The following is a 15,332-nucleotide window of genomic DNA, read 5'->3' as shown; positions in this document are numbered from 1 at the left end:
CAAAGGTAAACCCTTACCACGGTTCCCTCGTGTTGAATACCTACTTTTGCCCACTTACCCAATTCCTGCGCGTTGTCCGTTTCTTTTTCTCCCGCCATCTGGCTGCTGCTGGCCTCGGTGCTGGTGCAGCTGGGCTACGCGGCCTACTACTTTCTGCCCTTCGCGCTGCGCCCCGAAACGGCCCCGCCCGCGGGCGACGCAGTCGATGCCGAGCCGGTTTCCATCCTGGTGTGCGCCCACAACGAGCTGGAAAACCTGCGTCGCCTCTTGCCCTTGCTGTTGCAGCAGGATTATCCCGCCGGTTTCGAGATTATTCTCATCGATGACCGCTCGGGCGACGACACCTACCTGTACGTGCAGCAGCTCACCCAGTACTACCCCAACGTGCGCCTCGTGTCCGTTGATAAGACGCCCGAAGGCCTGTCGCCCAAAAAATACGCGCTGACCCTGGGAATAAAAGTGGCCCGCCACGCGCACCTGCTCTTTACCGATGCCGATTGTATTCCGGCTACTAATCAGTGGGTTCGGCTGATGCAGCGCGGCTTCAGCCGGCCGGCCGACGTCATTCTGGGCTATTCGGCCTACGCCGCGGCGCCCGGATTCTTAAATAAACTCATCCGATTTGAAACCCTGCTCACCGGAGCACAGTATTTGTCCTTCGCGTGGCGGGGCAAGCCCTACATGGGCGTGGGCCGGAATCTGGCTTATACGCAGCAATGCTTCCGTGCAACCAAAGGCTTTGCTTCCCACATCCGCAGCCTCGGCGGCGACGACGACCTACTGGTGCAGGATGCCGTGCGCCACGGGCAGCGCGTGACGGTGGAAGCCGAGCCCGCGGCGCATACCCTGAGCCTGCCGGCGGAAACCTGGTCGGCCTGGTGGCGCCAGAAACGTCGGCACTTGTCGGCCGGCCGGCGCTACCGTCTGGCCGATAGAATCCGAATCGGAAACTTTATTGGCACTAATCTGCTTTTTTATTTCACGACGTTGGTACTGCTGTTTTCCCGCCCCGATTGGGTACCTTTGACCGTCTTGTGGGGTGTTCGTACTTCGGTGATTTGTGCTGCCTATACCAAGCTCGGCCAACGCCTCGATGACCGGCTGCCCACGGTGTTGTTGCCCGTGCTCGACGCTGTTTATTTTTTTTACTATCTAGCTCTGGGAATTTCACTGTTCCTCTACCGTAACCTCCGATGGAAGTAAACAATCAGGAAATTCAAAAGCAGTTTTCTGCCAAAGCCAAGCACGACTTCAAGCTGATTCGCGCTGCCGTCGAGCAGTCCGACGAAAAAGCCTACGCCGAGCTGATGCAGATTTACAAGAAGCCGGTCTACCACGTGGTGCTCAAAATGGTGCGCAACCCCGACGACGCCGAGGACCTGACCATTGAGGCGTTTGCCAAGGCCTTCCGTAACCTGCACAAATTCAACCCGGAATACGCCTTCAGTACCTGGCTGTTCCGCATTGCCACCAACAACTGCATCGACTTTATTCGCAAGAATAAAATCAAGACGATGTCGATTGACTCGGCCATCAAGATTGACAACGGCGACGAAATCACCATCGACTTCCGCGACCAGAACCTGAACCCGCAGGAGACGGCCATCAAAAACCAGAAGATCGAAATCATGCAGCACGTCGTGTCGCGGCTGCCCGATAAGTACCAGCGCCTGGTCACGCTGCGCTACTTCGATGAGCTGAGCTACGAGGAAATTGCCACCGAGCTGAAAGCCCCGCTCGGCACCGTGAAAGCCCAGCTGCACCGCGCCCGGGAGCTGCTCTATGACATGGTGAAAAACAAGAAGCACATCATCTAAGGATGAGCAAAAGCCCCGCCGTACGTACGGCGGGGCTTTTTTATTTCCCGCCTGTCATCCTGAGTGCAGCGCAGCGGAATGAAGGACCTTCCTCGCCTCAGTGACAGGCTTGATTCAACGTGAAAAGCCCTTTCCCGCTATGGTAATGCAGGGCTTTACCACCCTGGTAAAACCTTTTCTGGGGTAGGAGAGCAAGGTCCTTCGCAAGCTCAGGATGACAGGGGTAATTTTACCCGCTACCCCCGCGCATTACTATCTTTGCCCCAATGGATATTCTGGCCCACTACTTCCCCGACCTCACCGACCAACAAAAGCGGCACTTCGCCCAGCTCGAAACCGAGTTTCGCAGCTGGAATGAGCGCCTCAACCTCGTGGCCCGCACCGACGTGGACAACCTGGCCGAGCGCCACTTTCTGCACTCCCTGGGCATTGCCAAAGTGGTGCAGTTTCCGGCCGGTTCCTCGGTGCTGGACGTGGGCACGGGCGGTGGCCTGCCCGGTCTGCCGCTGGCCATTCTGTTTCCCGAAGTGAAATTTCACCTCGTCGACAGCATCGGCAAGAAAATCCGGGCGGTGCAGGAAATGGCCCACGCCCTGGGCCTGCACAACCTCACCGCCGAGCAAACCCGCGCCGAGCAGGTGCGCAGTAAGTTCGACTACGTAGTCAGCCGCGCCGTGGCCCGCCTGGCCACTTTCCACCCCTGGATTGCCCACCGCTACAAGCCCCAGGGCGACGCCACTACCGGCCTCTACTACCTCAAAGGCGGCGACCTGACCGAGGAAATCGACGAGTCGGGCCTGGTGGCGCACGTCTTCAACCTCAGCGACTATTTCACGGAAGAGTTCTTCGAAACCAAAAAAGTCGTATTCGTCCCCACGGCTGGATAATGTGCAAATGTGGTTGAATGTGCTGATGTGCTAATTCTCAATGTGGGGAATATGGGGAATGTATCCTTGCGAAGCGTAAGCCATTCCGCGCCTCAAGCGGCGTCAATTCGTCCGCTGCGCAGTACGACCTGACCTTTTACCAGAAAGCCCTTTCCAGAACGTTCTGGAAAGGGCTTTTCACTTCAGGATACTCAGCACGTTTCAGCGAATAGATGGCTCCAGCTACGCCTCGCCTCGCCACATGCTTAGCACATTTCCGCATGAGCACCTGAGCACATTAACCAGGTACTTTCGCCGTTAGAAACTCGACGGCGCGGCGCTCGGAGTAGTATTCGCCGTCGGGAGTGCCTTCGGCGAAGCCCACGTGGCCGCCTTCGGGCGGCGTTTCCAGGAAGACAAACTCCGAGGCGGCGGCAATGCCGCGCGGAAAGCAGGAGGGAGCCAGAAACGGGTCATTCTCCGCATTAACCAGCAATGTCGGAATCGTAATGTTGGCCAGGTACTTCCCCGAGCTGGACTGCTCGTAGTAGTCATCGGCCGATTTGAAGCCGTGCATGGGCGCCGTGAACCGGTCGTCGAACTGCGGGAAGTTGAGCAGCAGCTCCAGGTCGGTAATGTCGATCTGGCCGGGCAGCAGCTCGGCTTTCTGCCGCATCTTGGCCCTGAGCGACTTCAGAAAGCGCGCCAGGTAGATGCGGTTTTCGGGCTTGGAAATCTGGTAGGAGCTGGATTTCAAATCCGTCGGCACCGAGAATACGGCGGCGCGGGCCACTTCCTTGGGCAGGCGCGCCGGGTTTTCGCCCAGGTATTTCAGCGTCACGTTGCCCCCGGCGCTGAAGCCGGTCAGGAACACGCGCCGGTAGCGGCCAGTGGCCAGGGCGTGGCGCACCACGAAGTCCAGGTCGTCGGTGTCGCCGAGGTGGTAGGAGCGCACCAGGCGGTTCATCTCGCCGCTGCAGCTGCGGTAATTCCAGGCCAGGGCGTCGAGGCCGGCCCGCTTCAGGGCCCGCACCATGCCGCGCACGTAGGGCCGGCCCGCGTCGCCCTCCAGCCCGTGCGACACGATACCCAGCGTATCGGAAGCCTTGTCCGTCTGGCGCGACCAATCAAGGTCCAGAAAGTCGCCGTCGGGCGTTTCCACCCGCTCGCGCTGGTAGGCCACGTCAGGCACCGAGCGCCACAGGCTGGGCACAATAGTTTGAATGTGCCCGTTGAACATATAAAACGGCGGCTGATAGCGGGAGTGCGAAACGAGAGGCATGGCGAACAACGGTAAGCGGCGAAACACGAAAAAAGGCGCGGCCTGCTACAGAAAGATAAGGAGAATAATGGTAGGCATGCATACCAATCTGGCAGAAAGTCCGCTTGGTATGTAAGGTAAAAACCATCAGGCAAAACCGAAAGTTGCACGCAAGCCCCACGACTTACCTGACCAGAGCCGGGTAGCCGAGTATTGCTCCTGAGCGGCCGGCCGCGTCCGTCAGTTCCACCTCAGGCCCCGAGGTAGGGCTATTCGTTGGAAGCAGCGAAGGACGTGGTGGCCAGAAACAGGGCCACGGCTGCCGCTACGGCCGCCGAAAGCCCGAAAGCCACGTGGGGGCCCAGCGTCTGCCACAGGAGCCCGGTGCCGAGGCTGGCCACCAGCGCCGCCAGGCTGCCCAGCCCCGCGAAGGTGCCCAGGGCAGCTCCCTTGTCGGTGGGCGCGCACAGCTGACTGAGCCAGGCCTTGCTGACGCCTTCGGTAGCCGCGGCGTAGAGGCCGTAGACCCCGAACAAAGCGGCAAACAGCGGCCAGGCATGCGCCTGGGTCGCCCCGGCATACACGGCCGCGAAAAGCAGCAGGCCCACGACCAGCACGCGCCGGGGCCCGATTCGGTCGGATAGCAGCCCGGCGGGAAAGGCGGCGGCGGCATACACGAGGTTGTAGAAGATGTACACCCCAATAACGGCCGTGTCGGACAGGCCTTGCTGCCGGGCCAGGAGCAGCAGCAGGGTATCGGAGCTGTTGAACAGGGCAAACAGGAGCAGGGCTCCCGCCAGCTGGCGGTAAGCCGCCGGGGCCCGGCGCCAGTAGGAAAACGAGGCCCAGAAAGGAATGATGGGTTTGCCGGACGGGGGAGCCAGCTTTTCCCGCACCAGGAAAGTAGCCAGAATAGCCAGCAAGCCCGGAATGAAAGCCAGCAAGAAAAGTGTCGGATACTGGCCCGGCCGCCGCGCGAGCCAGAGCAAAGCTACGGCCGGCCCCAGCACGGCCCCCAGCGTATCGAGGGCGCGGTGAAACCCGAACACGGCGCCGTGCCGGCCGGCGCTGGCTTCCTCGGAAAGCAGCGCGTCGCGGGCTCCGGTGCGCAGGCCCTTGCCCAGCCGGTCGGTGGTGCGGGCCAGGAACACCCACCACGGGGCGGCCAGCACGGCCAGCATCGGCTTCGACAGGGCGCTCAGCCCATAGCCCCACTGCACGAAAGGCAGGCGCCGCCCCAGCCGGTCAGACCACTGGCCGAAGTAGCCTTTGCTCAGGCCCGCCGTAGCTTCGGCCACGCCCTCCAGCAAGCCGATGAGGGCCACCGAAAAGCCGATGCTCTGCAGATACAGCGGCATGATGGGGTACAGCATCTCACTGGCCAGATCCGTGAACAAGCTGACCAAGGACAGCAGCCAGATAGTGCGGGTAAGGTATTTCATGAACAGCCGGGCCAGGAAGTGGTACAAGTAGCGTATTTTCGCGGAACTTGGGGCGGAGGGGCTGCCGCGAAAAGCGGTAGTACGGCCGCTAGCGGCGGCGGTAACGGCCCGGCAGGACGCAAATTGAAAGCAGGTATTTGTTATTTCAAACCAAAGGCTTACCTTTGCCAACCCAATTGAACCCAATTCGAGCAGAACGTCAATTTTACCATACCCATGGCAAATCATAAGTCGGCCCTCAAGCGTATCCGTTCCAACGAAGCGAAGCGCGTGTTGAACCGTTATCAGGCTAAATCGACCCGCACCGCTGTTAAGAAGCTGCGCGCCACCACCGATGCTTCGGAAGCACAAGAGCTGCTGAAGAAAGTGTCGTCGATGCTGGATCGTCTGGCCAAGAAGAACATCATTCACAAGAACAAAGCCGCCAACAACAAATCGAAGCTGGCTAAGTTCGTGAAGTCGCTGGCTGCCTAAGCACCACTGACTTTTCTGCTCTTACATAAGAAGGCCCTGCGCGCGAGTGCAGGGCCTTTTCTGTGTGCTCACGTGCTATTGTTATCCGAAGGTGTTATTGTATATTTCCTCCATCATATACCTCGTACCTATTACCGATGAAAAAAATCTACTCTCTGCTTACCTTATGCGCAGCCTTAGGCTGGCACACCACGCCGGCGCAGAACTGGCGACCCTTCCGGCCCAACGGCGACGTACACGCCTTTCGCGGCGCTTCGCCCGACTCGGTCCTGACCATGCGGCTGGACTCGGCCGCGCTGCAGGGGGCGGATTCGGTGTATTATTTCAACCGCACAATGCGCCGTGCCGGCAATAACTACCAGTGGCGCAAGTCGGTGAACAACCAGTTTGGCAAGGTGCTGCGCTACAACCCAGCCGAGCGCACGTATGTGCTGCAATGGTCGGAGCCTTCTGTCAACGGCTTTTCTCTCGACCGACTGCTCGTGTTGAAGCCCTTTGCCAAGGTCGGAGCCAACTGGTCGAGCGCCTTTACCGATTATGGCGTCCAGACCACGCTGTTAGCCAAGGGTGCCGGCCTCGTCGACGGGGTAACGGACTCAGTGGCAACCTTCCGGCTAAGCACTGGGGCCACCGTCGTGCTCAGTAAAAACCACGGACTCGTATCGGCTCCCGCCAACTTGCTGTTTGGTGTTCCAAACCCTAAAATCCTGACGCTGGCCCGCCGCCCGGCCCCGGCGGGGCAGAGCTATTACAACCCGTTGGCGCTGCTGGACCTGCAGCCCGGCGACGAGCTGGGCTACAAGCAGGAGGCCTTTTCTTTCGGTCCTTTCCCCTGCTATACGGGCTGGGTACTACGCCAGGTAATGAGCCGGCAGGTAACGGCCGATAGTATCGTGTACACGATGCGGGAACAGCGCCGCATGAGCTACAGCAGCGCCCCGGGCTGCTCGGGTGGTGCTCCGACGATGACCCCGGTAGCCATGCTGCGTATGGCGGCCTCCCTACGCACCGGGCAATGGGCCGCTAAGGGCGCTGGGGTACTGGTGCCTGCCGATGCGGAGTTGTTGAGCTATGCCTACCGGCCGGCTTATGCCGGGGCAACCAACGTAGTGGTAATGGGAAGCCCGGTTGTGACGGGCCAGGCAGCGTCTGCCTGCGGCACGCCCTTGCTCAGCCAGCGCCGCCTGTATCGGTCCGGGGCCACTGCGGACTACAACTCCGGACTCGACGCCTTGGCCTGGGAACAGACAGTGTCTTTGGGAACCGGAGTAACGGGCCAGGGCGAATACTCCTTGAGCTATGCCCGCCGAACGGTAAATGGCGCCCCCCAGACCTGCGGTAGCCGCAACGAGTTCAGCACGCTGCTGCCCAATAGTCAGGCCGCGCAGGTTGCTCCGCTGCAGCTGTACCCCAATCCGGCGGCGGAGTCGGTGGTGCTCGTGCTGCCCGAGGCCAGCCGGACGGTTGCTACGGTGCGGATACTGGACGGCCTGGGCCGTGCGGTCAGCACGCAGCCGCTGGCGGCCGGCCAGACCAGCACCGTGCTGAACCTGCGGAATCTGGCCGGTGGCTCCTACGTGGTAGAGGTCCAGGCGGCGGGCGAAGCGCCCCGCCACATCCGGCTGCAACACTAGAGTCGCAAGGATATTATAAGCACAGAAAAGCCCGTCTGATAGCTCAGACGGGCTTTTCTGATAATAGTAGAAAGCGGGAGCTACGCCACGCTGACCTTCACCATGTTGGTTTTGCCTTTCTCGTTGATGGGCATCGAAGCAGTATTGATGAACACGTCACCCTTGTTCAGGTTGCCGGTCGTGGTCAGCACGTACTTGATGTCCGACACCGTGCCGTCGGTGCTCAGCATCCGGTCGTAGTAGAAGCCGCGCACGCCCCAGATCAGGCTCAGCGTGGTGAGCAGGGAGCGGTTGTCGGTGAAAATGAAAATGTTGGCTTTGGGCCGGTACTTGGCAATCTGGAAAGCGGTGTAGCCGCGGTGGGTCATGCCGGTAATGGCCTTGGCCCCGGTGTTTTTGGCCAGGTGGCAGGCCGCCGACAGCACGCTGTCGACCATGAACGAGGGCGACTCGGGCGTGATGGGGTGCCAGCGGTTAAACAGGCTCGGCATGCGGGTTTCCACGCTCAGAATCGTGGCTACCATCGAGCGGATAACCTCGGCCGGGTAAGCACCCACGGCCGTTTCGGCCGACAGCATCACGGCGTCAGCGCCGTCGATAACGGCGTTGGCCACGTCGCTGGTTTCGGCCCGGGTCGGGCGGGGGGCCGAAATCATGCTTTCCATCATCTGGGTGGCGACAATTACCGGCTTGCCGGCTTTGTTGCACTTCTCCACGATGAGCTTCTGGGCCATCGGCACCTCTTCCATCTTCACTTCCACACCCAGGTCGCCGCGGGCGACCATCACGGCGTCGGTCAGGGCAATGATTTCGTCGAGGTTTTTCAGGCCTTCCGGCGTCTCGATTTTGGCAATCACGCGGGCCGTTTTGCCGCTCTCGGCAATCAGGCTCTTGATAAAGCGAATGTCCTCGGCGCGGCGGGCAAACGACAGCGCAATCCAGTCCACATCGTTGTCCAGGCCGAACTTCAGGTCCTCGATGTCCTTCTCCGTCATCGACGGGGCCGAAACCTCGGAATCCGGCAGGTTAATGCCTTTTCGGGGCTTCACGGTACCGCCGTAGATTACTTCCACGTCCACCTCTTTGTCGCGGTCGGTGGCCAGCACGCGCAGCTCGATTTTGCCGTCGTCAATCAAAATCATGTCGCCGGGCTTCACGTCGCGGGCCAGGCCCAGGTAAATCGTGCTCAGGCGCGTAGCCGTCGTGATTTCCTTTTCGCCGCACACCAGCTTGATTTTGTCGCCGGCCTTAATTTCCACCGCGCCGCCTTCCACTTCACCCAGCCGGATTTTGGGGCCCTGCAAGTCCTGCAGCAAACCCACGTTGGTGCGCATGTCCTTGTTGAGGCGGCGCACCGTGTTGATAACGGACAGGTGGTCTTCGTGGGAACCGTGGGAGAAGTTGAGGCGAAACACGTCCACACCTTCGCGGATGAGCATGCCCAGCTTGTCGTAGGTGTTGGAAGCGGGGCCCACGGTGGCCACGATTTTGACTTTATTAAAATGCGGAGTTGGTTCCATGCGTATGGTTCGGGGTTAAACAGCGGCGGCGGTTGCGGGCAAGCGAAGGACCTCATCCCACCCAGCTGAAAACCCGGACAGAAGGCTATTCTGACGGGAACCAGGGCTGCGGAATAAGGTCCTGCGGTGCGGCTCAACCAGCCGCCACTAATTGTGCGAGCTCAAAAGAGCAGATTTTCTTTGAATTTTAACGTATTCGGGTCGAATTGGCAGGCGTACTGCACCTCCGGCAGGCGGGTCAGCTGCTCCAGCAGCTCCTCCGGGGCCAGCGGCCCGGCCCCGTTGCTGACCTGAATCAGGTAGTCGTACTCCTTGATGTCGGGGGCCAGGAAGGGTTTCTTGAGCGGGGAGGGGTCCACGGAGCGGTTGCGCAGCAGGCGCAGGGTGCTGTTTTCGGTGGCGTGCAGGTAATTGCTGATGACCAAACGCCCCTGGGAAAATAAATCGTAGATCAAATCCTGCTGCTTTACCAGGCGCAGGCGCAGCGAACTGTTGAGCGTCCAGGCCAGCTTGTGCTCCCGGCTCGACGACACAATGCCGAACAAGTCGAAGTCACAATCGTAGTCTACGTCCAGTGTGAGCGTTTTCATAAGGCACTACCAAAAACAAGGAAGGACAAAATTACGCACGCAACGGGCCCAAAGAAACCACCTTCCCCATAATCTTACACTGCCAAGATTACAGGCTGCCGGTTTGAAAATGTTAGGGAAGTTAGTGTTATTTGTGCCGAGTTTTCTCTAAACCCCCACGGAAATGTCTGAAATTGCAGAAAAAGTAAAAGCCATTATCATTGATAAGCTTGGTGTTGAAGCGTCTGAAGTTACCCCCGAGGCTAGCTTCACGAACGACCTGGGTGCTGATTCCCTGGACACCGTCGAGCTGATCATGGAGTTCGAAAAGGAGTTCAACGTGTCGATTCCCGACGACCAGGCAGAAAACATTGCCACCGTTGGTCAGGCCGTGAGCTACCTGGAAGAGCACGCCAAATAAGGCTTTGCTTCTTTCTACCCCGTTTTAGTGCTTACCGGCCGGCTCGCCGCCGGCCGTTTTGCTTTTTATTCAGTCTCCACTTTCGCCTATGTCTCTTCGGAGAGTTGTTGTGACCGGCCTTGGTGCCATTACCCCGCTTGGCAAGAACGTCGCCGAATTTTGGGACGGGCTGTCGCGCGGTGTAAGCGGTGCGGCCGCCATCACCCGCTTCGACGCCAGCAAGTTCAAAACGCGCTTTGCCTGCGAGGTCAAAGACTACAATCCTGATGCCTACTTCCCGCCCAGGGAAGGCCGGAAAATGGACCTGTTTACGCAGTTTGCCGTCATTGCCAGCGACGAAGCCATCAAGGATGCCAACCTGGAAGGCGTCAACAAGGACCGCGTCGGGGTTATCTGGGGCTCGGGCATTGGGGGCCTGAAAACCTTCCAGGAGGAGTGCTTCAACTTCGCCAAGGGCGACGGTACCCCGCGCTATAACCCGTTCTTCATTCCGAAGATGATTGCCGACAGCTCGTCGGGGAACATCTCGATTAAGAACGGCTTCCGGGGCCCCAACTTCGTGACGACTTCGGCCTGCGCCTCCGCGTCCGACGCCATCGTGGCGGCTTACAATTACATCCGCCTGGGGATGGCCGACGTGGCCGTGACCGGCGGCTCGGAAGCGGCCATCACCGAGGCGGGCGTGGGTGGCTTCAACGCTCTGCGCGCCATGAGCGAGCGGAACGATGACCCGCTGACCGGCTCGCGGCCCTACGACAAGGACCGGGATGGGTTCGTGCTGGGCGAAGGCAGCGGCGCTTTGGTGGTCGAGGAATACGAGCACGCCAAGGCCCGCGGCGCCAAGATCTACGCCGAAATCATCGGCGGCGGCTTGTCGTCGGATGCTTACCACATTACCGCTCCCGACCCCACGGGCGAAGGCGTGGTGCTGGTGATGCAGAACGCTTTGCGGGATGCTGGCATCGCGCCAGAAGAGGTGGACTACATCAACACTCACGGCACGAGCACGCCGCTGGGCGACGGGGCCGAAATCAAGGCTATTCAGAAAGTGTTCGGGGAGCACGCCTACAACCTCAACATCAGCTCGACCAAAAGCATGACCGGCCATTTGCTGGGCGGCGCGGGCGGGATTGAGGCGCTGGCCAGCATTCTGGCTATCCAGCACGGCATCGTGCCCCCAACCATCAACCACTTCACCGACGACCCCGAGCTGGACGCCCGCCTGAACTTCACGTTCAACGAGGCCCAGAAGCGGGACGTGACGGTGGCCATGAGCAACACCTTCGGGTTTGGCGGCCACAACACGTCGGTGGTGTTCCGCAAGCTGCGCGACTAATGCTGCGACCAGGTCAGCCACTCCCGCTCTTCGGATTTTTCCGGCGGCTGCTGGGGCAGGACCGGGCTTTTCGCCAAGCCATTGCTACGGTAATCGGCCGCACGCCTGACAACGTGCGGCTTTACCATTTGGCCTTTACCCACTCCTCGGTGGTGCGGCAGCAGGGCGAAACGGCCCGGCACCAAAGCAACGAGCGGCTGGAGTTCCTCGGCGACGCGGTGCTGGGCGCGGTGGTGGCCGAGTACCTGTTCCGCAAGTTTCCCTACGAGCAGGAAGGCTTCCTCACCGAGCTCCGGTCGCGCATCGTAAACCGGGAAAGTCTGAACGGGCTGGCCCTGAAAATCGGGCTGGACAAGCTCGTGCAGCTCGACCCCGCCCAGGGCCGGGCCGCCCGGTCGCGCTCCGTAAACGGCAACGCCCTGGAAGCCCTGGTGGGCGCTATTTACCTCGACCAGGGGTACAAGGCGGCCCGCAAATTCGTGCTGGCCCGCCTGATCAAGCCGTTTATCGACGTGAAATCGTTGATTGAAACTACGGCCAATTTCAAGAGCAAGCTCATCGAATGGGCCCAGCGCCAGGGTAAAACCATCCGCTACGATTTGACCGGGCAGCCCCGCGCGGGCGGCGTGATGGAGTTTTCGGCCACGGTGATGCTGGACGACGAGCCGGTGGCTACGGGCATGGGCCTATCGAAAAAGCAGGCCGAGCAGCTGGCGGCCGAGCGGGCTTTAACGGTGTTGGGGGTGTAAGGTGCACGGCGTCTTCTGCGTTTCTTCTGCGTCCTCTGCGGGCTAAAATCGTAACAACGACTTAGCCCGCAGAGGACGCAGTGGTTTCGCAGAAGGCGCAGAGGCGGGCAACCCCCGGCCCGCAAATACAGTTGTTAACCAGAATCAATTTTCGCATACGATGAGACTAGCCGGCGCCGCCCTCAACCAGATACCATTTGACTGGCAACACAACCTGCGCACCATTAAAGATGCCCTGGACCAGGCCAAGGCCGCCGGGGTAGAGCTACTGTGCCTGCCGGAGCTGTGCCTGACCGGTTACGGCTGCGAGGACGTGTTTCTGAGTGACTGGCTGTCGGCGGAGGCGCTGGAGTACTTGCAGCAGATCCGGCCCTGGACCCAGGGTATCGTGGTGTGCGTGGGCTTGCCGGTGCGCCTGGACGGCCGCACCTACAACACGGCCGCCGTGCTGCGCGACGGGGAAATTCTGGGGTTTGCGGCCAAGCAGTTTCTGGCCAACGACGGGGTGCACTACGAGCCCCGCTTTTTCAACTCGTGGCGGGCCGGCGAAACGAGTACCGTAACCTGGGAAGGGCAGCAGTGGCCCATCGGCGACCTGGTGTTTGAGCACCAGGGCGTGCGGTTTGGCTTCGAAATCTGTGAGGATGCGTGGCGGCCCGACGATGAGCGGCCCGCCGCCCGGCTGAAAGGCCGCGTGGATCTGATTGTAAATCCGTCGGCCTCGCACTTTGCCATGAGCAAAACCGACGTGCGCTACAACCTGGTGCTGAATGCCTCGCGCAATTTCGACTGCACCTACCTTTACGCCAACCTGCTCGGCAACGAGGCCGGGCGCATCGTGTACGACGGGGAAATCCTGGTGGCCCGCAACGGGCATTTGCTGCACCGCAACCAGCTGCTGAGCTTCAAGGAAGTCGATATGGAGTGCGTGGACGTGGATTTTAGCACCCCGCTGGCCCGCGCCGAAAGCATCACCCCGCTGCCCACGCCCGACGAGTACCGGGAGCTGAATCAGGCCCTGAGCCTGGCTTTGTTTGACTACATGCGCAAGGCCCGCACCCGGGGCTTCGTGCTCAGCCTCAGCGGCGGCGCCGACTCCTGCATGTGCGCCGTGGCCGTGGCCGAAATGGTGCGGCTGGGCACCCAGGAAATCGGTACGGCCGAGTTTATGCGCTGCTCCGGCTGCTTCACGGCTGATGATATTGCCCGCATTGCCGGTCCGGTTCAGAGTTGGTCTGAGCAGCCGACCGGCCCGCAGGAGGCTTCCCAAACCCAGCCCGACGCCGAGCAGCAGCGGCAGCAGCGCGCCATAACCGGCCACCTGCTCACCTGCGCCTACCAGGGCACCGTCAATTCGTCGGACGACACCTATACCTCGGCCAAAGAGCTGGCCGAGTCCATCGGGGCCGTGTTCTACAACTGGGGCATCGATGAGGAAGTAACCGGCTACGTGGGCAAGATTGAGCACGCCCTGGGCCGGGAGCTGAGCTGGCAAACCGACGATTTGGCCCTGCAGAACATTCAGGCGCGGGTGCGGGCTCCGGCCATCTGGCTGCTGGCCAACGTGCAGAACGCCCTGCTCATCACGACCTCCAACCGCTCGGAGGCCTCCGTGGGCTACTGCACGATGGACGGCGACACGGCCGGCAGCATTTCGCCCATCGGGGGCGTCGATAAGGACTTCGTGAAGAAGTGGCTGCGCTGGGCCGAAGCCGAGCTGAATTACCCCGGCCTGCGCTTCGTGAATGCCCTGCAACCTACCGCCGAGCTGCGGCCCCTGGAAGACAAGCAGACCGACGAGCGGGATTTGATGCCCTACGTGCTGCTCAACCGCATCGAGCGGCTGGCGTTTTACAACCGCCTCAGCCCGCAGCAGGTGTATGCGACCCTAGTGCAGGAAGAAACGGGCACCGACCCCGAGCAGCTCAAAACCTACGTGAAGCGCTTCTACTCGCTCTGGTCGCGCAACCAGTGGAAGCGGGAGCGGTTTGCCCCGGCGTTCCACCTCGACGACTACAACGTGGACCCCCGCTCGTGGCTGCGCTTCCCGATTCTGAGCGGCGGCTTCACCCACGAGCTCAACAGCCTGTAGCGTAAGCGGGCCGAGTGGGCGCAAGCTTGTGTTGGTTTCGGGTAGATTAATGCATTGAATACTAAGGAGCTACAATAAATGTAGGGGCGTGGGCGCAAGTTTTAGCCAACAAGGTGGCCTAAGCAGACAGAACCTCAGTATTCGCGGCCAGCGCGGGAAACTGAATACGTAGCTTTTCCATCCTTTCAGCTCCTGCTTGCCCGGTGTACACCCTTCCGCTGCCTATCGTTCAGGGCGCTGCCGCGCCTGCGGCCCCGGGCCCTGCCGCTGCTGCCGACGCCGAGTTGGTAGCGCAGCTGCAGCAGGGCAGTGAAGCCGCGTTTCGCACGCTGGTGGAGCGGTACCAAAACCGGATTTACCGCACGGTATTGTCCCTGCTCCGCTCGCCGGAGGAGGCGGAAGATGTGGCCCAGGAAGTTTTCGTGGAGGTGTACCAGACCATTGGCCGGTTTCGGGGCGAGGCGGCCCTGAGCACCTGGCTTTACCGGCTGGCCACTTCCCGGGCCCTGAAAAACCGTCGGCGGGCCCGGGCCCAGAAGCGCTTCGCTTACTTCACCAGCCTGCTGGGCTTCGACAACCAGGTGCTGCACGAGCCGGCCGACCAGGGGCACCCGCAGGCGCAGCTGGAAGAGCAGCAGCAACTAACGCTTTTGCTGGCCCTGATTGACCGCCTGCCCGAGCAGCAGCAGGTGGCCTTTACGCTGCGCCACGAGCAGGAGCTGAGCTACGAGGAAATAGCCGCCGTGCTCAACACGACCGTGCCGGCGGTGGAATCCCTGCTGTTCCGGGCCCGCAGAACCCTTCGTCATCACCTTTCTCCTGCCTTGCGTCATGTCTAAATCCAGCCCGCCCCCTGACCCTGCCGACGAAGAATGGGAAAGCCTGCTGCGCCACTGGCAGGAGCGGCAACCGGCCCAGCCGCGGCCGTTTTTTTACAGCCGCGTCCGGGCCCGGCTGGCCGGCGAAATGCTGCCCGAACGCCCGCCGCTGCCCGCCTGGCTGCGCTGGCCCAGCTACGCGGCCATGCTGGGAATACTGCTGCTGCTGAGCGGCGACGGCGCGGTGCTGCCAACAGCGAAGCCGGCCAATCAGCCTGAGTCTTACCTTAGGGACCAGCCCGCCGCGCGGTACCCGCGCTAACTAGCTGCCGG

Annotated in this window: 15 protein-coding genes; 11 read left to right on the top strand and 4 right to left on the bottom strand. The window is 61.0% G+C overall.

Annotation, left to right across the window (positions count from 1 at the left end; all coding sequences use genetic code 11):
- Positions 1–72 precede the first annotated feature (72 nt).
- The 3 genes from E5K00_RS10965 to rsmG all read left to right on the top strand — a co-directional run bounded on the left by E5K00_RS10965 (position 73) and on the right by rsmG (position 2,704).
- Complete coding sequence (locus E5K00_RS10965; RefSeq protein ID WP_167856834.1) at positions 73–1,203, top strand: glycosyltransferase; 1,131 nt, start codon at positions 73–75, stop codon at positions 1,201–1,203.
- Positions 1,194–1,817, top strand: coding sequence for an RNA polymerase sigma factor (locus E5K00_RS10960; protein WP_135463260.1), 624 nt, complete (start codon positions 1,194–1,196; stop codon positions 1,815–1,817). Before E5K00_RS10965 ends, E5K00_RS10960 begins: the two co-directional genes overlap by 10 nt.
- A gap of 266 nt (positions 1,818–2,083) precedes the next feature.
- On the top strand, positions 2,084–2,704 hold the full coding sequence (gene rsmG, locus E5K00_RS10955) for a 16S rRNA (guanine(527)-N(7))-methyltransferase RsmG (protein WP_135463259.1): 621 nt from the start codon (positions 2,084–2,086) through the stop codon (positions 2,702–2,704).
- A gap of 277 nt (positions 2,705–2,981) precedes the next feature.
- Here the strand turns inward: rsmG and E5K00_RS10950 are convergent, their stop codons facing one another.
- Entirely contained in the window at positions 2,982–3,965 is a 984-nt protein-coding gene (locus tag E5K00_RS10950) for a YheT family hydrolase (protein ID WP_135463258.1), read from the bottom strand.
- 248 nt (positions 3,966–4,213) lie between these two features.
- Positions 4,214–5,386 (bottom strand): MFS transporter, encoded by a 1,173-nt coding sequence (locus E5K00_RS10945; protein WP_135463257.1) that lies wholly within the window; start codon positions 5,384–5,386, stop codon positions 4,214–4,216.
- A 216-nt stretch (positions 5,387–5,602) separates the two neighbouring features.
- Here E5K00_RS10945 and rpsT point away from each other — a divergent pair, with 216 nt between their 5' ends.
- Both rpsT and E5K00_RS10935 read left to right on the top strand, forming a co-directional pair.
- Entirely contained in the window at positions 5,603–5,860 is a 258-nt protein-coding gene (gene rpsT / locus E5K00_RS10940; RefSeq protein WP_135463256.1) for a 30S ribosomal protein S20, read from the top strand.
- Positions 5,861–5,997: 137 nt separating this feature from the next.
- Positions 5,998–7,494 carry a T9SS type A sorting domain-containing protein gene (locus E5K00_RS10935; RefSeq protein ID WP_135463255.1) on the top strand — a complete coding sequence of 499 codons (1,497 nt, stop codon included), beginning with the start codon at positions 5,998–6,000 and terminating at the stop codon, positions 7,492–7,494.
- An 80-nt stretch (positions 7,495–7,574) separates the two neighbouring features.
- Here the strand turns inward: E5K00_RS10935 and pyk are convergent, their stop codons facing one another.
- Both pyk and E5K00_RS10925 read right to left on the bottom strand, forming a co-directional pair.
- Positions 7,575–9,014 carry a pyruvate kinase gene (gene pyk, locus E5K00_RS10930; protein WP_135463254.1) on the bottom strand — a complete coding sequence of 480 codons (1,440 nt, stop codon included), beginning with the start codon at positions 9,012–9,014 and terminating at the stop codon, positions 7,575–7,577.
- Positions 9,015–9,175: 161 nt separating this feature from the next.
- On the bottom strand, positions 9,176–9,604 hold the full coding sequence (locus tag E5K00_RS10925) for an IPExxxVDY family protein (protein ID WP_135463253.1): 429 nt from the start codon (positions 9,602–9,604) through the stop codon (positions 9,176–9,178).
- A 163-nt stretch (positions 9,605–9,767) separates the two neighbouring features.
- On the opposite strand from E5K00_RS10925, the gene E5K00_RS10920 reads away from it, so the two are divergent.
- The 6 genes from E5K00_RS10920 (at position 9,768) to E5K00_RS10895 (ending at position 15,321) form a co-directional block, all read left to right on the top strand.
- A complete protein-coding gene (locus tag E5K00_RS10920; protein WP_100334675.1) occupies positions 9,768–10,004 on the top strand; it encodes an acyl carrier protein in 237 nt (78 codons plus the stop codon).
- An 88-nt stretch (positions 10,005–10,092) separates the two neighbouring features.
- Complete coding sequence (fabF, locus tag E5K00_RS10915) at positions 10,093–11,340, top strand: beta-ketoacyl-ACP synthase II (RefSeq protein ID WP_135463252.1); 1,248 nt, start codon at positions 10,093–10,095, stop codon at positions 11,338–11,340.
- Positions 11,340–12,089, top strand: coding sequence for a ribonuclease III (gene rnc / locus E5K00_RS10910; protein ID WP_135463251.1), 750 nt, complete (start codon positions 11,340–11,342; stop codon positions 12,087–12,089). The genes fabF and rnc overlap by 1 nt, the downstream gene beginning before the upstream one ends.
- 160 nt (positions 12,090–12,249) lie before the next feature.
- A complete protein-coding gene (nadE, locus tag E5K00_RS10905) occupies positions 12,250–14,181 on the top strand; it encodes an NAD(+) synthase (RefSeq protein WP_135463250.1) in 1,932 nt (643 codons plus the stop codon).
- Between the two features lie 203 nt (positions 14,182–14,384).
- Complete coding sequence (locus tag E5K00_RS10900; protein ID WP_135463249.1) at positions 14,385–15,020, top strand: RNA polymerase sigma factor; 636 nt, start codon at positions 14,385–14,387, stop codon at positions 15,018–15,020.
- Positions 15,013–15,321, top strand: a complete 309-nt coding sequence (locus tag E5K00_RS10895) for a hypothetical protein (protein ID WP_135463248.1) — start codon at positions 15,013–15,015, stop codon at positions 15,319–15,321. Before E5K00_RS10900 ends, E5K00_RS10895 begins: the two co-directional genes overlap by 8 nt.
- Positions 15,322–15,332 lie beyond the last annotated feature (11 nt).

The sequence above is a fragment of the Hymenobacter aquaticus genome (assembly GCF_004765605.1).
Lineage (GTDB): Bacteria > Bacteroidota > Bacteroidia > Cytophagales > Hymenobacteraceae > Hymenobacter > Hymenobacter aquaticus.
Note: the sequence above shows the minus strand (reverse complement) of the source record. Positions and strands in the feature narration are given on the sequence as shown.